We start from the raw sequence: 16,149 nt of genomic DNA, 5'->3' as shown, positions 1-16,149 counted from the left end.
TCAGGCGGCGTCCGCGGCCAGCGCCGCGTTGACGGTCGCCACCAGGTTCTTCAGGCTGCCCTCGCCCCAGCCGGTCTTGATGCCCGCGACGCTGCGGTCGCGGTGCAGGATGACGGAGTAGGGCAGGGAGCCCGGCGCCTCGAAGGCCTTGCGGCTGGCCTTGGCCGGGTCGTAGGTCAGGGTCAGCTTGACCTGCTCGGACAGCAGGCGCGCCACCTTGCGGAAGACGTCGCGCTCCTCGGTGTTGACGGACACCACCTGCAGCCTGTCGCGCCCGGCGCGCTGCAGCGCGTCGAGATAGGGGAACTCCTCGCGGCAATACGGGCACCAGGTCGCCCAGAAGCTGACGACGACGACCCGGCCCTCGTAGTCGGACAGCCTGGGCTCGCTGCCATCGAGCTGGCGGCCCAGCGAGGCGTCGGGCGCCACCCGCTCCAGCGGTGGCCTGGCGGGCTTGGCCGCGGCCTCGTCGTCGGCGCGCGCGGCGCCCAGCGCGGCCAGGCCGGCGCAGGCCAGCAGGCCGCGGCGATGCAGTGCTTCGTTCATGTGTTTTCTCCCTGTCGCCGCCATGATGAGCGCCTAACCCGCCCCATAGAATCGAGGAATGCCCGCCCTGATGCCCTTGCGGCACGTTCCCACCCGCACTCGCCGACAGGCGTGGTGGCTGGTGATCGTGTTCCTGCTGGGCGTGCTGGCGCCGGGCATCAGTGCCGCGCTGGCGCATGCCCGCGGCGATTACGCGGCCTGGCAGGATGTCTGCCGGGCGCCCACGGCGGCCAATGCGGCCAAGCCCAAGCCCATCGAAGCGGCCCTCGACCTGCTGGCCCACGGGCATTGCCCGGCCTGCCACATCCATGCGGCCGATCTGGCCGGTCCGCCCGCGGCGCCCGCCCAGCTGCTGCGCGACGACATCGTTTTCGAGGCTCCCGAGCGCTTCTGGACCGCGCCGGTCACCGCCCACGCCTGGCGCCCCGCCAGCGCCCGCGCCCCACCCGGGCTGATCTGAGTCCCCTCCCCTGCCGGCTGCCCCTGGGCCCCGGCGACCGCCACCGCCCCTGCGGGTGGCGCACCGACTCCGATCACTGCCCGAATCATGAAGAAGACTGCCCTCGCGCGCGCGGCTGCCGCCGCCTGCGCCCTCCTGTCCGGCCTCGCGCTGGTCCCGAGCACCGCCCTCGCCTGTGAGGACTGCGACTGCGAAGACGCCCCGATCACCGCCACGGCTGCCGCTCCTGCGCGCCACAAGCTCGGCCTCGTGCGCGTGCAGGGTGCCGCACCCAGCTCCCTGCCCAGCAATATCCCGACCACGCGCGAGAGCGTCACGCGGGAGGACATCGAACGCACCATCAACGCGACCGACTCCGAAGACGCGCTGAAATACCTGCCCAGCCTGCTGGTGCGCAAGCGCTATATCGGCGACTACAACCACGCCATCCTGTCCAGTCGCGCCTCGGGCACCGGCAACAGCGCGCGCTCGGCCGTCTACGCGGACGGCATCCTGCTGTCCAACTACCTCGGCAACGGCGTGGGCGGCCTGTCCTTCCCGCCACGCTGGGGCCTGGTCACACCGGAAGAGATCGAGCGCGTGGACGTGATGTACGGCCCCTTCTCGGCGGCCTATCCAGGCAACTCGGTGGGTGCCGTGGTGGACTACCAGACCCGCATGCCGACGAAGTTCGAGGCGCACGCCAAGGTCGGGTACGGCACCCAGTCCTCGGAGCTCTACGGCCACAAGGCCAGCTACCGTGCCTGGGCGGCCAGCGTGTCGGTGGGCAGCCGCGAAGGCGGCTTCAGCTGGTGGCTCAACGTCAACCACACCGACAGCGACGGCCAGCCGCTGACCTTCGCGACCCGCATGGCCAGCACGGGCACGGCGGTCACGACCGCCACGCCGGTGACCGGCGCCTTGCTCGTACCCAACAGCAGCAATGCACCGTGGTACCTGCTCGGTGCCGGCACCCAGTACAACAACACGCAGGACCACCTCAAGCTCAAGCTGGCCTACGACCTCGGCCCCACGGTGCGCGCCAACTATGTGCTGGGCCTGTGGCGCAACGACTCCGACGGCAATTCGACGAGCTGGCTGCGCGACGCGGCCGGCAAGCCGGTGTATTCGGGGGCCATCGTCATCGACGGCAGGCAGTTCACCAGGCTGACCGCCTCCGACTTCGCGCTGACGCGCGAGCAGCTGCAGCATGTGATGCACGGCGTCTCGGTGAAAAGCCACAGCGGCGGCGAATGGGACTGGGAAGTCGCCGCCAGCCTCTACGGCTACCAGAAGGACGGCAAGCGCCAGAACGGCCTGAGCGCGAGCGGCGTGCTCTCCGACAACCCGCAGCCGGGCGCCTGGACCGGCGGCGCCGGCACGCTGGCCGACGGCAGCGGCACGGGCTGGAACACGCTGGCCGCCAAGGGCATCTGGCGCCCGGCCGGCACGGCGCATGTGCTGGACTTCGGGCTGCAGCAGGACAGCTACAAGCTCAGCTACCTGAGCTCCGGCATCACCGGCAACTACCTGGCAGACGGGCCCGGCAAGCTGCTCAACAAGGTGACCGGCAAGACCCGGCTGCAGGCCGCCTATGCCCAGGACGCCTGGTTGCTGAACGCCGACTGGAAGGCCGTGCTGGGCCTGCGCGCCGAGCATTGGCAGGCCCGGGACGGCCGCACCGACTTCTCGGCCACGTCCAGCCAGGCCTACGCGCCGCGCAGCGAGAACTTCCTGTCGCCCAAGGCCGCGCTGTCCTGGCAGGCAGCGCCCGAGACCGTGATCAAGCTCGCCACGGGCCGCGCGGTACGCATGCCGACCGTCGGCGAGCTCTATGGCGCCACGTCGACGACCAACTCGCAGTACATCAACGACCCCGGCCTCAAACCCGAGAAGTCCTGGACCGGCGAGCTGAGCGTCGAGCAGGGCTGGGGCCCGCTGCAGTCGCGCCTGACCTTGTTCGCCGAGACCACACGCGACTCGCTCTATTCACAGACCGTCCTCGACCCCGTCGCGAACAAGAACATCAGCCGCGTGCAGAACATCGACAAGGTCGGCACGACGGGGCTGGAGGCGACGCTGTCGGCGGTGGACTGGGGGCTCAAGGGCCTGGACCTGTCGGGCAGCGTCACCTATACCGACTCCAGGATCAAGGCCAACGCCGGCTTCGTCACGACGCCGGGCGACACGGTCGGCAAATGGCAGCCCAACATCCCGCGCTGGCGCGCGACCGCCCTGGCCGCCTACCGCCTCGACAAGCGCTGGTCCGCCAGCCTCGCGGCGCGCTACAGCGGCCGCCAGTACCGCACGCTGAACAATGCCGACGTGAACGGCTTCGCCTACATGGGCGTCAGCCGCTATGCGACCGCCGACCTGCGCCTGCTGTGGAAGCTGGACCGACAGTGGAGCACCGCCTTCGGCATCGACAACCTGAACAACGCCCGCTACTGGAACTTCCACAACTACCCGCAGCGCAGCTATTCGGCTGAGCTGAAGTTCGATCTCTGAGCCCAGGAGCCCCCGATGAAGCCCTTCTCTTTCCTCACGCTGCTGGCCCTGGCCGGCGCCGCCCAGGCCCACATCACGCTGGAGACCGCCGAGGCCGAAGCCGGCAAGCCCTACAAGGCCGTGCTGCGCGTCGGTCACGGCTGCGACGGCTCGGCCACCCGGCAGATCATCGTCACGCTGCCTGAGGGCCTGCGCGGCAGCAAGCCCGTCCCCAAGCCCGGCTGGACGCTGACCACCACGCGCGCATCGCTGAAGAGTCCTTACCAAAGTCACGGCAAGACCGTCACCGACGAGCTCGCCGAGGTGCGCTGGACGGCCAACTCCGAGGCCGACTTCCTGCAGGACGCCTGGTACGACGAGTTCAGCCTGCGCACCACGCTGCCCGGCGAGCCCGGCGAGCTGTGGTTCAAGGTGCGCCAGGTCTGCGTCAAGGGCGAGATGAACTGGGCCGAAGTCCCCGGCCCGGGCAAGCCCGCCGCCGCCCCGGCCGCAAGGCTCAGCGTCGTGCCGGCCCGGCCGGCCGCCGGCGAGCACGCCCATTGAGCCCCCTCATCACAGGACACCGACCATGACCTCATTGCAAAAGACCGCCATCGCCGCCGCACTGGCCACCGCCCTGCCCGCCGCCTGGGCCTGCTCCAGCTGCGGCTGCACGCTCAGCTCCGACTGGGCCAGCCAGGGCCTGTACGCCGCGTCCGGACTGAGCCTCGACCTGCGCCACGACTATTTCAACCAGGACGAGCTGCGCAGCGGCAGCCACCGCGTGGACCGCGCCGGCATCCCGCTGCCGGCCGACCAGGAGATCCAGCGCAACACGGCCAACCACATCAGCACGCTGACGCTGGACTACGGCTTCTCGCCCGACTGGGCCGTGACGCTGCAGCTGCCCTATCTGCTGCGCAGCCACGCCACCGTGGCCCAGGGCGACACCGAGCTGTCCACGTCGCGCTCCTCCGGCATCGGCGACGTGCGCGTGCTGGCCCGCTACCAGGGCGACCCTGCCGAGCGCCACTGGGGCCTGCAATTCGGCCTCAAGCTGCCCACGGGGCGGACCGACCAGGGCTTCGCCGCCGGCCCCCAGGCCGGCCAGCCGCTGGACCGCGGCCTGCAACCCGGCACCGGCTCCACCGACCTGCTGCTGGGCGCCTACCGCTTCGGCACCGTCGCCACCCACTTCGACTATTTCGCCCAGGCCCTGCTGCAGCTGCCGCTGCAGGGCAAGGACGGGTTCAAGCCCGGTGCCGGCCTCAACCTCAGCCTGGGCCTGCGCTATGTCGGCGACGGCCCCGTCGCACCGCAGCTGCAGCTCAACCTGCGCAGCGAACGCCGCGAATCGGGCGTCAACGCCGACACGGCCAACGCCGGTTCCACGCTCGCCTACCTGAGCCCCGGCCTGACCGCCACGCTGAGCGAGCAGCTCAAGGCCTATGCCTTCATCCAGCTGCCGGTCTACCAGCATGTCAACGGCCTGCAGATCGAGCCCAGGTTCAGCGCCTCGGTCGGCCTGCATTACGCGTACTGACGCGGAAAAAGCCCGGCCGGGCCCGCCTGATCGCAGCTTTGTTCACGGCGCGCTGCGCCGATGATTCAGCCCGTCACCAGTGCACGGCCCCCGGCAACGCTGCGGCCCCTGGCGAGGCGGAACGCGACCGCCCGCGACCATGAAAGCATGAGCTAGGGCCCCGCCCGCGTCACCGCCCCCGGTGTCGCAAGCAACGGCCGCCTGCGCTGTGATCCACGCCGCAGCCCCATGCACCGCAAGGTGCGTCCCGGGCGGCGTGAAGCGCTCTTGCGCCCCGACCGGTTCACGCCGGGCGGGGCTTCTGTTTGGGCGTCAGGGCGAGCCCAGCAACTGCTCCAGCCGCTGCTCGCGCAGACCGTAGAAGCGCTTGATCTCGGCAACCTGGGCCAGCAGCTCGGGCCGGCGCGCCGCCAGGGCCTCGGCCGCGGCGCCTCGCGCCTTCACGGCCAGGATCATCTTGTTCTTGCTGGTGTGCTCCAGCGCGATGAACTCGAACACCTGGGTGCGATAGCCCTGGCTCTCCAGCAGCAGCGCGCGCAGCGAGTCTGTCACCATCTCGGCCTCCTGGCCGAGATGGATGCCGTGCTGGAGCATGGGCCTCAGCACGGCCGGCAGCGCCATCTGCGGGCGCAGCTCCTTGTGGCAGCAGGGCGAACTCATGATGATGCTGGCGCCCGACTGCAGGCCGACGTGCAGGGCATGGTCGGTGGCGATATCGCAGGCGTGCAGCGCGATCATCACGTCCAGCGGCTGCACGGCCTGGGTGCGCACGTCGCCCTGGTCGAAGCGGATGCCGGCCAGGCCCTCGTTGTCGATGATGGCCGTGCACAGCCTGACCATGTCGTCGCGCAGCTCGATGCCGGTCACGCGCGGGTCCAGGCCCTGGGACCGCAGCCAGTCGTGCACGGCGAAGGTCAGATAGCCCTTGCCGGAGCCGAAGTCGGCCACGCGCACCGGGCCCGTCAGGCCGGCCTCGGCCACGGCCGAGGCCAGGATCTCAACGAAGCGGTTGATCTGCTTCCACTTGCGCGCCATCGCCGGCACCAGGGCCGGCTCGCCCTTGACGAGGTGGGTCAGGCCCAGCGCCGACCAGACCGGGTGGGCCATGTCCAGCGGACGGTGCTTGGCCTTGTCGTGCGCGGCGGGATCCGGCGTCTGGGCGCCATCGACACGGGTGACGCGCAGCGTCTCGCGGCCCTTGCGGCTGACGGCGAACTGCACCTCCTCGGCGGCCGTGTGCAGATGGGCATTGCGAAAGCGCCCGCCCAGCAGCGCGCCAATCTCGGCCAGGCCGGCCTCGGGAGCGTGGTTCTTCGTGACGTCCTTCGTCCGGTGCCGCCACAGGAAGCTCAGCGCCGGTTCGCCGCGCAGCTCGATGGCGCGTACGGTCAGGCGCTCGACGTCGGCTTCGTCGCCCACCGGCCCCGACAGCAGCAGCTTGCCGAACTGGCCGCCGGCCAGGGCCAGGCGGACGAGATGCAGGAAGCGCTCATGCGCGGGCGCCGTGGCGGCGGGGGGCGGGGAGATCAGCGAGGTGAAGAGCGCGGCGGACATCGGCCGGGATTGTCCCGGATCGCCCCGCCCGCGCCCGACACCCCCTCGCGTCGGGGGTGAAGTGGCGCCGGGTGCCCAATTCCTCACGCCGCCCGCCCGCCGACCCCGCGTGGCGGGGATGGGCGCAGCCGCCTCTGCACCCTAAGCTACCCCCTAACTTGAAGTCAATCGCCGCCAGAGCGGCATCCACAGGGGAGTGCTCGTTTCATGTCCAAGTCCTTGCGCCTGCTCGCCGCCTCGCTGCTGACCGCTCTTTCGGCCGCCGCCCATGCGGACCTCGTCGTCGCGAGCCAGGGCGTGAACTTCACCTACCACGCGGTGGACGCCGACACCTTCACGCTGCACATCCAGAACGCGCTGGACGCCACCGGCAACTGGGCCCCCGCGACCAACCTGGGCGAGCTGGGCTTCAAGGGCCTGGGCGACCTGAGCGGCCTGACCGGCGTCAACGTCAGCGCCAGCCCGGCCCCCGGCGGCAGCTTCCAATGGAGCTACACCCGCACCGAGCTGACCGGCTCCGGCTGCAACGCCAATGGCAACTCCAAGGCCCTGTGCCTGGACGCCAGCCCCGACCTGCCGCTGAGCAACGACCTGCTGCTCACCATCGACCTGCTCGGCAAGAACATCGACATCAGCGGCGTCACGGCGCCGGAACTGAAAGTCGGCTTCACGGCCTGGCAGGCCGCCTCGGGCAAGCCCGGCAGTAACGGCTACAAGCCGGCCGGCTACTACGTCGTGGGCGACCTGCTCTCCCAGGTGATGACCAGCCCCGCGATCACGCCGCCGACCAACACGGCACCGACCAACTCGTTCAACGACGCGCCGCCCAACAACGTGCCCGAGCCGGCCTCGCTGGCCCTGGCCGGCCTGGCCTTGCTGGGCGTGGCCGCCGCGAGCCGCCGCCGCGCCGGCTGACGACGCGGTTCATGCACGCTCAGGCGTGCGTGACCAGCCCGCGCGTCTCGGCGCTGTCCAGATGCGGCAACGCGTTGAACGTGACGAGGTGATGCCGCCTCGGGTTGAACGCGAACTCGGTGACGGCCGAGTTGCGGATGCGCAGGTTCAGCTCGACGAAACTCTCGGGCGGGCAGTCCAGCACCTGGGCCACGGCCGTCGCGATGGGCCCGCCGCTGGACACGATCAGCACCTGCTTGCCCACGCCCAGCGCCAGCACGCGCGCCAGCGCATCGGCCACGCCGGCGGCGAAGTCGCGGTGTAGCGGCATGCCCGCCGGCGCGGTCTCCTCGCGCATCCAGGCCAGCAGGCCCTGGCGCAGCAGGCGGAAATGCTGCTTGACGGCCTCGGGATCGGTCGGCTTGCCGAGCGGCCCGGGATGGATGGCGCGCACGACGGCCTCGCTGTCGTACTCGTTCAGGCCCGGCAGCGCGACGGCCGGCAGGTCCTCGCCATAACCCTCCTGGATGCCGGCCAGCGACTGCGCATGGCGGCGCAGCGTGCCGGTGAAGACGGCATCGAAGCGCTGGCCGCGCTCGCGCCAGTAGGCGCCCAGGTGGCGGCATTGCTGATGGCCATTGGCGCTGAGCTGGTCGTAGTCGGCCGCGCCGAAGCTGGCCTGGCCGTGGCGGACGAGGTAGAGGCTTCCCATGGCCCGAATGATGAAGGGCGAACCGCCGCGCCGCTGTCGCGACAATGACGCCATGACGCTTCGAATCGCCACCCGTGACGACACCGCCGAGATCTGGCGCGTGCGCTACGCCGTCACCGAGAACACGCTGACGCCGGGCCGCATCCTGGACGACGAACTGCACGCCTACCTGGAGGGCTTCGGCCGCGGCTGGGTCGTCGAGCTGGCACCCGGCCACATCGCGGGCTTCTCCATCGGCGACGCCCGTGACGGCAACATCTGGGCGATGTTCGTCGACCCGGCCCGCGCGGGCCAGGGCCACGGCCGCGCGCTGCACGACGCGATGGTGGACTGGCTGTTCGCCACCGGCCTGCCGCGGCTGAGCCTGGGCACCCAGCCCGGCTCACGCGCCGATGCCTTCTACCGCCGCGCGGGCTGGCGCCCGCTGCATATCGACGACCATGGCGAGCGCCGCTTCGAGCTGTTCGCCACAGACTGGACCACCCGCCATGCTTGAAACCCACGAGATCGAGACCGGCCCCAACCCCAGCACGACGATCATCGTGCTGCACGGCCTGGGCGCCGACGGGCACGACTTCGTGCCCATCTGCGGCGAGCTGGACCTGCGGGCCCTGGGCGCCGTGCGCTATGTGTTCCCGCATGCGCCCGAGCGGCCGGTGACGATCAACGGCGGCTATGTGATGCGGGCCTGGTACGACATCCTCGGCACCGACCTCGTGCGCCGCGAAGACGAAGCCGGGCTGCGCGAGTCGCAGGCCGCCATCGCCGCCCTCGTCGACAGTGAGCGCCGGCGTGGCGTGGCGGCCGGGCGCATCGTGCTGATGGGCTTCTCGCAGGGCTGCGCGATGGCGTTGATGACGGCGCTGCGCTACCCCGAGCGCCTGGCCGGCGCCGTCGGACTGTCGGGTTATCTGCCGCTGGCCGCGACGACGGCGGCCGAGCGATCGGCGGCCAATGCCGGCCTGCCCATCTTCATGGCCCACGGCACGCAGGACCAGGTCGTCGTGCCGGCCCGCGGCACGGCCAGCCGCGACGCGCTGCGCGCGCTGGGCCACGAGGTCGAGTGGCACGACTACCCGATGCCGCACTCGGTCTGCATGGAAGAGATCCAGGACCTGAACGCCTGGCTGCTGAAGCAACTGGGCTGAGTTAGAGGCTCTGTTTCCACCACCGGCGCCAGGGCGGGCCGGGCAAGATCGACAAGTCATGGAGCGCCTGGCTGAACAGATCGTCGACTGGCACAACCGCCACCCGCTGGCGCGGCGCATCGCCGCGGACGACGTGCACACCATCGGCGTCGTCGCGCTGCCCTTCGTGCGCGCGAGCGCCCAGGCCGGCGGTGTCGTCGAGCCAGTGCTGACCGATGTCGTCAGCGCCTTCGACGCGATGCACGAGCATCCGCCACAGTCGCGCTGGTCCGTGCTCGTGCAGCGCGCGGCGGGGCTGGCTCGGCGGCTGAAGCTGCGCCGGCAAGCGCGCACGCAGTGGCGGGCCTTCAACGAGAAGTTTCTGCCCGGCCTGAGTCCGGCGCGCATCGAGCGCTTCGCGCTGGCCCACGGTTTTGCCGAACCGCCCGCGACGCCCGAGACCCGCCCCTGGCGCGTCATCGTCATCGACGAGACGCTGGCCGGCGCGCATGGCGGCTGGCCCTTCGAGCTCTATCTGATGAGCGCCGGCATCGACGCCGGCCGCGGCCGCAGCCGCGTGCTGACGGGGCGCGGCATTCCGTCCCAGGTCATCGGCCGGCGCATCTGGGACCCGCTGCGCCTGGGGCTGGCGGCTGGCGTGGCGGCCCTGTTGGCCGCGGGCCTGGCCTGGGCGCTGTGGCCGCGCCATGAGGCGCCGGCCCAGGTCGAGCCGCCGGCTGCCGCGGCCTCCTCGCAAGCACCAGCACCGGCCTCCGCCATACAGCCTCCCGCCTTGCCGGCCTCATCGGCCGAAGCCGCATCCACCCCCGCGTCGGCCAGCGAGGCCGCTGCCCGTGCGCCCGAGGCCGAAGCTTCAGCCGCCTCGCAGCCCGACATCCGGCCCCACCTCGTACGAAGGTCGGACGGCATTGCACGGCCCCCGCTGCTGTCGAGCAAGCCCGCCTCCGCACCGGCGGACAAGGCCGCGGAAAAAAGCCCCGGGAAGAGCGCCGAAAAAAGCGCCGAGACAACACCCGACGCGGCGAAGATGCCCGAGCCCGCCGACCCGCGCCTGGAACGCATGGCCGCGGCGCCGGGCCAGACCGTCGTCGCCCTCGTCGGCCCTGCGGGCAGCAAGGCCGACGCCGAGGCGCTGCTGAAGAAGATGAAGGCCGGCCTCGTCGGCGTGTACAGCAACCCGGATGCGCTGCAGGCTGACGTCATCCAGACGCCCGAAGGCTGGCGCGCCACCATCTGGCCCTTCCCGAGCCGCGAGCAGGCTCAGCTCATCAACGCGACGCTGGTGGCGCGCGGCATGAAGACCAAGGCCGTGAACTTCTGATTCAGACCGCGGGCCGGCGGATGACGAAGGCGCGCTTGTCGCCGCTGTCGAAGCCGCAGCTCTCGTAGAAGGCCCAGACGGCCGGGTCCTTGCGGCTCGTCGTCAGCACGACCTTGTAGGCGCCCGCGGCCCAGGCCTGCGCGATGGCATGCCGGATGACGGCCTGGCCGTGGCCCCGGCCGCGATGATCGGCATGGGTGACAACGTTCTCGATGACGCCATAGCTGCGCCCACCGCGCGTCAGGTTCGGAATGACGGCGAGGTTGCAACTCGCGATCAGCGCCTCCCCGTCGAACAGGCCGAAGTGGCGCAGGCCGGGGTGGCCGAACACGGCTCGCGCCGCCTCGGGTGGCGGCGGCGCGTCGCCCGCGTTCAGGTGCCGGTAGAGGACCAGCAGGGCGTCGACATCGGCGAAGCCCAGATCGCGGAGCGCGCTCGCGGCCGTCACTTCACTTCCAGGTGCATCGTGTTGGCGATGAAGGCGAGGATGTCGCCGCGCTCCTCGATGATCTTGGACGTCGGCTTGCCGGCACCGTGGCCGGCATTGGTCTCGATGCGGATCAGCTTGGGCGCCGGACCGGTGTCGGCGGCCTGCAGCGTGGCGGCGTACTTGAAGCTGTGCGCCGGCACGACGCGGTCGTCGTGGTCGCCGGTGGTGATCAGCACGGCCGGATATTTCACGCCGCTCCTGATGTTGTGCAGCGGCGAGTAGGCGTACAACGCCCTGAACATCGCGGCATCGTCGCTGGTGCCGTAGTCGGTGGCCCAGGCCCAGCCGATCGTGAAGTTCTGGTAGCGCAGCATGTCCATCACGCCGACCTGGGGCACGGCCGCGGCGAACAGGTCGGGGCGCTGGTTGGTGACGGCGCCGATCAGCAGGCCGCCGTTGCTGCCGCCGTTGATGGCCAGCGTCGCCGGGCTGGCGACCTTGGTTCTAACCAGCCACTCGCCGGCGGCGATGAAGTCGTCGAAGACGTTCTGCTTCTTCAGCTTGGTGCCGGCCTCGTGCCAGGCCGAGCCGTACTCGCCGCCGCCGCGGACGGAGGCGATGACGTAGACGCCGCCCATCTTCAGCCAGGTGGCCGCGGTGACGTTGTAGGCCGGCGTGATGGAGATGTCGAAGCCACCGTAGCCGTAGAGCAGCGTCGGGTTGCTGCCGTCGAACTTCAGGCCCTTCCTCGCGGCGATGAAGATGGGGAAGCGGGTGCCGTCCTTGCTGGTGACGAATTCGCGGCGGGTCTCGAACTCGTCGGGATTGAAGGCCGTCTTCGGGCGCTTGAACAATTCGATCCTGCCGGTCTTGAGGTCGTAGCGATGGATCTCGGCCGGGTTGGTGAGGCTGGTGTAGCTGAAGAAGGTTTCCCTTTCGTCCCAGCGGCCGCCGAAGCCGCTGGCCGTGCCGATGCCGGGCAGGGCCACCTCGGACAGGCGCTTGCCGTCGGCGCCATGCACGCGCACCAGGGTCGCCGCGTCATGCAGATAGCTCAGCAGAAAGCGCCCGCCGACGGCCGAGGCGCCGGTCATCGCGTCCGGGCCCTCGGCGACCAGCGTCTTCCAGCCGGCGGGCGCGGGATGCCTCAGGTCGATGGCGACGAGGCGTCCGCGCGGCGCGTCCTTGTCGGTCTTGACGATGAGCTTGCCGCCCACGACGGCGACGGGGTTGTACTGGGCGTCGAAGTCCAGCGTGACGGGCTGGGGCTTGCCGCCGGCGAACGCCCCCTTGGGCAGGGGCAGCACCATCAGGCCGTTCTTGCTGCCGGCGCTCTTCCAGACGGTGACGAGCAACAGTTGGCCGTCGTCCGACACCTCGGCGCCGAAGCCCCACTCCTTGTCGTCGCGGTTCTCGGTGACGAGCACGTCATCCGCCTGAGCGGTGCCGAGGCGGTGGTAGTAGAGCTTCTGGAAGTAGTTCGCGCCCTTGAGGGCATCACCTTCCTTGGGGGCGTCGTAGCGGGCGTAGAAGAAGCCCTTGCCGTCTGCCGTCCAGGCCGCGCTGCTGAACTTGACCCAGTCGATGCGGTCGGCAAGGTCCTGGCCGGTGGCGAGGTCGCGCACCTTCCAGACCTGCCAGTCGGACCCTGCGCCGGCCACGCCATAGGCCAGCAACTTGCCGTCGCGCGAGGGCACCACGCCGCTCAGCGCCACGGTACCGTCCTTGCTGAGGGCGTTGGGGTCCAGCGCAACCTGCGGCGTGTCCTTCAGCGTCCTGGCCGTGTAGAGCACGTTCTGCTGCTGCAGGCCGTCGTTACGGCTCCAGAAATAGCGACCGCCCTCGTGGAAGGGAATGCCGAAGCGCTCGAAGTTGTAGAGCTCGGTATAGATGTGCCGCACCGGCAGCCGCTGCGGCATGGCGGCGAGAAACTTGTCCGTGACCTCGTTCTGCTGCGCGACCCAGGCCTTGGTGTCGGCGCTGTTGTCGTCTTCCAGCCAGCGATAGGGGTCGGCGACGGCGGTGTCGTGGTAGCCGTCGACCTGGTCGACCTTGCGCGTGGCGGGGTAGCTGAGGCCTTGGGCCTGGGCAGGGGTGGCGAGCACGGCGGCGATGGCAAGGGCGGACAGGGTGAGCTTCATCAGGCTTGATCCTGGATTCGGGAAGCCGCGGATTCTCGGCGCCGCCCCTGGCGGGCGCCGATGGTCATGCGATGAAGTCCTGACAGAGAAAACCCGCAGGTTTTTCGCTGCCACCCTTGAACTTAGCTGCGGTAATCGGCGTTGATGCTGACGTAGTCGTGGCTGAGATCGCAGGTCCAGACCGTCGCGCTGGCCGCGCCGCGGTTCAGGCCGATGCGTATCGTGATCTCGGCCTGCTTCATCACGCGCTGGCCGTCCTCCTCGCGGTACTCGGGGCGGCGGCCGCCCCGGGTGACGACATGCACATCGTCCAGGTGCAGGTCGATCAGGCCCTGGTCGAGGTCGGCAATGCCGGCATAGCCGACGGCGGCCAGGATGCGGCCCAGGTTGGGGTCGCTGGCGAAGAAGGCCGTCTTGACCAGCGGCGAGTGGGCGATGGCATAGGCCGCGAGCTTGCACTCGGCCTCGTCGCGGCCGCCCTCGACGGTGATGGTGATGAACTTGGTCGCACCCTCGCCGTCGCGCACGATGGCCTGGGCCAGTTCCTGGGCCAACGAGACCAGGGCCTCGCGCAGCGTCTTCGCGTCGGCGCTGTCCAGCGACGTGATCTCGGCATGCGCGGCACGGCGCGACGCGATCAGCATGAAGCAGTCGTTGGTCGACGTGTCGCCATCGATGGTGATGCGGTTGAAGGACGCGTCGGCGGCGGCCTTCACCAGCGGCTGCAGCAGGGTCGGCGCGATATTGGCGTCCGTCGCGACGAAGCCCAGCATCGTGGCCATGTTCGGCCGGATCATGCCGGCGCCCTTGGAGATGCCCGACAGCGTGACCGGCACACCGCCGATCTTGATGCGGCGCGACGCGGCCTTAGGCACCGTGTCCGTCGTCATGATGCCCAGGGCCGCCTCGCCCCAGCCGTCGTCGCGCAGCGCGGCCAGCGCCGCGGGCAGGCCGGCGGCGATGCGGTCCACCGGCAGCGTCTCCATGATGACGCCGGTGGAGAAGGGCAGCACCTGCGCGGGCGCGCAGCCGATCAGGCCGGCGAGGGCCTGGCAGGTCTCGCGCGCTCGCGCCAGGCCGTCGGCGCCGGTGCCGGCGTTGGCATTGCCGGTGTTGATGAGCAGTGCGCGGATGGCCGAGCCGCCGGCCAGGTGCTCACGGCAGACCTGCACAGGGGCGGCGCAGAAGCGATTGCTCGTGAACACGCCAGCCACGGCCGCGCCCTCGTCCAGCGCGATGACGCTGAGGTCGCGCCGGTTGGCCTTGCGCACGCCCGCCATCGTCACGCCGAGGCGCACGCCCGGCACGGGCAGGAGGTTGGCGGGATCGGGGGCGGAAAGATTGACGGGCATGGCGCGCTGGAAGGAGTCGGGGAAAGCGCGCGGATTTTAAGAAGCTAAAACGACAAAGGCTCCCGAAGGAGCCTTTGCAGGGCTTGCGGCGCGTTCAGCGCGGCAGGCGGCGGCGCACCAGCAGGCCAACGATACCCAGGCCGCCGAGGAACAGCGCATAGCTCTCGGGCTCGGGCACGGCACTCAGCGGCGTGGCCGTGATCAGGTCCTGCAGCTGCGGATTGGTCAGCTTGGTCAGCGTGTAGCGGGCCGGGCCGGTGTAGGCCAGGGCCTGGGCCAGAAAGGAATTGGCCTCGCTGGCGACCTGGGTGCTGACAGCGTCGGTGCTGGAGATATGGAAGCTGCCGCTGTTCACGTCCAGCGTGGAGCCGGTCTCGAGGACCATCTCCCACACGGCGAGCTGGAAGGCCGCCTTGTCGTTGTAGGTGCTCAGGCCGGCATAGGCCGTGGAGAACAGGCCTTGCAGCTGCTGGGCCTGCACACCGCCAAAGCTCTCGACGCTGTAGGCGCGAGCGATGCCGGCCCGCCCGTTGCCCTGCAGGGGCTCGACGCAATAGGCAACGAAGCTCGAACCGGTATCGAGGTTGGTGTAGTTCAGCGCCGAGGTCGCGTAGTTGCTGGTGATCGGCGTGGTGGACGACACGGTGGTGTCCATCGTGCTGAGCTTGGTGCCCGACGTATCCAGGCCCTGCCACTTGATGTTGACCGTGGTCGCTGCCCCCGCGGCCTGGGCGGCCAGGATGCCAGCGGCGAAGAGGCCTGCAACTGCGATGTGTTTCATCTCGGTCTTCCGGTGCGTTCGGAGGGCTCAGGCCTTGCGGCGGCGGATGCTGGCCAGGCCGGCACCGGCCAGGGCCAGGGCGGCCAGGGCGACGCTGCCCGGCTCCGGCAGTTCGACATTGGCGGCGTAGCCATTGCCGATCTTGTCGGCGTAGGACGTGCCCTGCACCTCGAGCTGCCATTGGCCGGCGCTCAACAGCTGGGAGCCCAGGGCCCATTGCTCGACGCCATCAGGGGCCACGTCCCAGTTGACGTTCAGGGTTTCGACCCAGATCACATCGTTGCTGCCAATCCGGCTCAGCTTGACCCCACTGATGTCAACGGCCGGGGTGGTGCCCAGCAAAGTGGCGGTGGTCAGCAGGCCGCTGACCCAGGTGTCGCTGGCGAGGTCGAGCGTGTAGGTGTCGTCAAAGACCAGACCGTTACCGGTGCCGTCCTGATGGCCGTAGTTGCTGAAGCTGACCGTATTGGCCGAAGCGCCGGTGGCCAGGACGATCGCTGCGGCTGCAAACAGGGCTTTCATGACGGGCTTTCTGACTTTTCTATCGGGCAAACCCCAGTGGCGGGGCCTTCTGGGACTGCACTCTAGGGGGAGGCTCGAGGGGCGAGCACCCCCCATGCGCGTGGGCAGGATGGCCGTCCGTGCCCAAACTCACGGTTTTCCCCCCGGATGGGTGGGCCTGTTGATCCCTGCAGCCCATCGGCATAGGTGTTATGACCGTCGCTGTCTGAGGCTTGCCAGGGCTTGATGTCCCAGGAACGTTGGGGGCGTTCGTGAGAACGCTGCCGCGGTCATCGCGGG

At 70.0% G+C, this 16,149-nt stretch carries 16 protein-coding genes; 8 read left to right on the top strand and 8 right to left on the bottom strand.

Going from position 1 to position 16,149, the window contains the following annotated elements; translation table 11 throughout:
- The gene (locus tag EV671_RS23220; RefSeq protein ID WP_165917696.1) at positions 1-546 is read right to left on the bottom strand and encodes a TlpA family protein disulfide reductase; all 546 of its coding nucleotides are present in this window, start codon (positions 544-546) and stop codon (positions 1-3) included.
- A 121-nt stretch (positions 547-667) separates the two neighbouring features.
- Here EV671_RS23220 and EV671_RS23215 point away from each other — a divergent pair, with 121 nt between their 5' ends.
- The 4 genes from EV671_RS23215 (at position 668) to EV671_RS23200 (ending at position 5,015) form a co-directional block, all read left to right on the top strand.
- Entirely contained in the window at positions 668-1,006 is a 339-nt protein-coding gene (locus EV671_RS23215; protein WP_165917695.1) for a DUF2946 family protein, read from the top strand.
- Positions 1,007-1,093: 87 nt separating this feature from the next.
- Positions 1,094-3,493, top strand: a complete 2,400-nt coding sequence (locus EV671_RS23210; protein WP_132576297.1) for a TonB-dependent receptor — start codon at positions 1,094-1,096, stop codon at positions 3,491-3,493.
- Between the two features lie 15 nt (positions 3,494-3,508).
- Positions 3,509-4,036 (top strand): YcnI family protein, encoded by a 528-nt coding sequence (locus tag EV671_RS23205; RefSeq protein ID WP_132576296.1) that lies wholly within the window; start codon positions 3,509-3,511, stop codon positions 4,034-4,036.
- A 25-nt stretch (positions 4,037-4,061) separates the two neighbouring features.
- A complete protein-coding gene (locus EV671_RS23200; protein ID WP_132576295.1) occupies positions 4,062-5,015 on the top strand; it encodes a hypothetical protein in 954 nt (317 codons plus the stop codon).
- Between the two features lie 312 nt (positions 5,016-5,327).
- Here EV671_RS23200 and EV671_RS23195 read toward each other — a convergent pair whose 3' ends face one another.
- On the bottom strand, positions 5,328-6,569 hold the full coding sequence (locus EV671_RS23195) for a class I SAM-dependent methyltransferase (protein WP_132576294.1): 1,242 nt from the start codon (positions 6,567-6,569) through the stop codon (positions 5,328-5,330).
- A 207-nt stretch (positions 6,570-6,776) separates the two neighbouring features.
- On the opposite strand from EV671_RS23195, the gene EV671_RS23190 reads away from it, so the two are divergent.
- Positions 6,777-7,484, top strand: a complete 708-nt coding sequence (locus tag EV671_RS23190) for a PEP-CTERM sorting domain-containing protein (RefSeq protein WP_132576293.1) — start codon at positions 6,777-6,779, stop codon at positions 7,482-7,484.
- Between the two features lie 19 nt (positions 7,485-7,503).
- Here EV671_RS23190 and EV671_RS23185 read toward each other — a convergent pair whose 3' ends face one another.
- Positions 7,504-8,175: a histidine phosphatase family protein gene (locus tag EV671_RS23185; RefSeq protein WP_132576292.1), complete on the bottom strand. Its 672-nt coding sequence runs from the start codon at positions 8,173-8,175 to the stop codon at positions 7,504-7,506.
- A gap of 52 nt (positions 8,176-8,227) precedes the next feature.
- Here EV671_RS23185 and EV671_RS23180 point away from each other — a divergent pair, with 52 nt between their 5' ends.
- Genes EV671_RS23180 through EV671_RS23170 form a run of 3 tightly spaced genes read left to right on the top strand, consistent with a single transcriptional unit; the run spans position 8,228 to position 10,644 of the window.
- On the top strand, positions 8,228-8,671 hold the full coding sequence (locus EV671_RS23180) for a GNAT family N-acetyltransferase (protein ID WP_165917694.1): 444 nt from the start codon (positions 8,228-8,230) through the stop codon (positions 8,669-8,671).
- On the top strand, positions 8,664-9,323 hold the full coding sequence (locus EV671_RS23175) for an alpha/beta hydrolase (RefSeq protein ID WP_132576290.1): 660 nt from the start codon (positions 8,664-8,666) through the stop codon (positions 9,321-9,323). The genes EV671_RS23180 and EV671_RS23175 overlap by 8 nt, the downstream gene beginning before the upstream one ends.
- A 58-nt stretch (positions 9,324-9,381) precedes the next feature.
- On the top strand, positions 9,382-10,644 hold the full coding sequence (locus EV671_RS23170; RefSeq protein WP_132576289.1) for a hypothetical protein: 1,263 nt from the start codon (positions 9,382-9,384) through the stop codon (positions 10,642-10,644).
- Position 10,645: 1 nt separating this feature from the next.
- Here the strand turns inward: EV671_RS23170 and EV671_RS23165 are convergent, their stop codons facing one another.
- The 5 genes from EV671_RS23165 to EV671_RS23145 all read right to left on the bottom strand — a co-directional run bounded on the left by EV671_RS23165 (position 10,646) and on the right by EV671_RS23145 (position 15,870).
- Positions 10,646-11,092 (bottom strand): GNAT family N-acetyltransferase, encoded by a 447-nt coding sequence (locus EV671_RS23165; RefSeq protein WP_132576288.1) that lies wholly within the window; start codon positions 11,090-11,092, stop codon positions 10,646-10,648.
- Entirely contained in the window at positions 11,089-13,215 is a 2,127-nt protein-coding gene (locus EV671_RS23160; protein WP_132576287.1) for a prolyl oligopeptidase family serine peptidase, read from the bottom strand. Before EV671_RS23160 ends, EV671_RS23165 begins: the two co-directional genes overlap by 4 nt.
- Before the next feature lie 122 nt (positions 13,216-13,337).
- On the bottom strand, positions 13,338-14,567 hold the full coding sequence (argJ, locus tag EV671_RS23155; protein ID WP_132576286.1) for a bifunctional glutamate N-acetyltransferase/amino-acid acetyltransferase ArgJ: 1,230 nt from the start codon (positions 14,565-14,567) through the stop codon (positions 13,338-13,340).
- 94 nt (positions 14,568-14,661) lie between these two features.
- Positions 14,662-15,348 carry a PEP-CTERM sorting domain-containing protein gene (locus EV671_RS23150; RefSeq protein WP_132576285.1) on the bottom strand — a complete coding sequence of 229 codons (687 nt, stop codon included), beginning with the start codon at positions 15,346-15,348 and terminating at the stop codon, positions 14,662-14,664.
- Between the two features lie 27 nt (positions 15,349-15,375).
- Positions 15,376-15,870, bottom strand: a complete 495-nt coding sequence (locus EV671_RS23145; protein WP_132576284.1) for a hypothetical protein — start codon at positions 15,868-15,870, stop codon at positions 15,376-15,378.
- Positions 15,871-16,149: the final 279 nt, after the last annotated feature.

This window comes from Roseateles saccharophilus (assembly GCF_004342485.1).
Taxonomy (GTDB): domain Bacteria; phylum Pseudomonadota; class Gammaproteobacteria; order Burkholderiales; family Burkholderiaceae_C; genus Pelomonas; species Pelomonas saccharophila.
This window is presented reverse-complemented; position numbering and strand designations above follow the sequence as displayed.

What these genes read in the sequence shown, in the direction of transcription:
- EV671_RS23220 (WP_165917696.1), bottom strand. Translation starts at nt 546, where the DNA reads ATGAACGAAGCACTGCATCGCCGCGGCCTGCTGGCCTGCGCCGGCCTG.
- EV671_RS23210 (WP_132576297.1), top strand. Translation starts at nt 1,094, where the DNA reads ATGAAGAAGACTGCCCTCGCGCGCGCGGCTGCCGCCGCCTGCGCCCTC.
- EV671_RS23205 (WP_132576296.1), top strand. Translation starts at nt 3,509, where the DNA reads ATGAAGCCCTTCTCTTTCCTCACGCTGCTGGCCCTGGCCGGCGCCGCC.
- EV671_RS23200 (WP_132576295.1), top strand. Translation starts at nt 4,062, where the DNA reads ATGACCTCATTGCAAAAGACCGCCATCGCCGCCGCACTGGCCACCGCC.
- EV671_RS23195 (WP_132576294.1), bottom strand. Translation starts at nt 6,569, where the DNA reads ATGTCCGCCGCGCTCTTCACCTCGCTGATCTCCCCGCCCCCCGCCGCC.
- EV671_RS23190 (WP_132576293.1), top strand. Translation starts at nt 6,777, where the DNA reads ATGTCCAAGTCCTTGCGCCTGCTCGCCGCCTCGCTGCTGACCGCTCTT.
- EV671_RS23185 (WP_132576292.1), bottom strand. Translation starts at nt 8,175, where the DNA reads ATGGGAAGCCTCTACCTCGTCCGCCACGGCCAGGCCAGCTTCGGCGCG.
- EV671_RS23180 (WP_165917694.1), top strand. Translation starts at nt 8,228, where the DNA reads ATGACGCTTCGAATCGCCACCCGTGACGACACCGCCGAGATCTGGCGC.
- EV671_RS23175 (WP_132576290.1), top strand. Translation starts at nt 8,664, where the DNA reads ATGCTTGAAACCCACGAGATCGAGACCGGCCCCAACCCCAGCACGACG.
- EV671_RS23170 (WP_132576289.1), top strand. Translation starts at nt 9,382, where the DNA reads ATGGAGCGCCTGGCTGAACAGATCGTCGACTGGCACAACCGCCACCCG.
- EV671_RS23160 (WP_132576287.1), bottom strand. Translation starts at nt 13,215, where the DNA reads ATGAAGCTCACCCTGTCCGCCCTTGCCATCGCCGCCGTGCTCGCCACC.
- argJ (WP_132576286.1), bottom strand. Translation starts at nt 14,567, where the DNA reads ATGCCCGTCAATCTTTCCGCCCCCGATCCCGCCAACCTCCTGCCCGTG.
- EV671_RS23150 (WP_132576285.1), bottom strand. Translation starts at nt 15,348, where the DNA reads ATGAAACACATCGCAGTTGCAGGCCTCTTCGCCGCTGGCATCCTGGCC.
- EV671_RS23145 (WP_132576284.1), bottom strand. Translation starts at nt 15,870, where the DNA reads ATGAAAGCCCTGTTTGCAGCCGCAGCGATCGTCCTGGCCACCGGCGCT.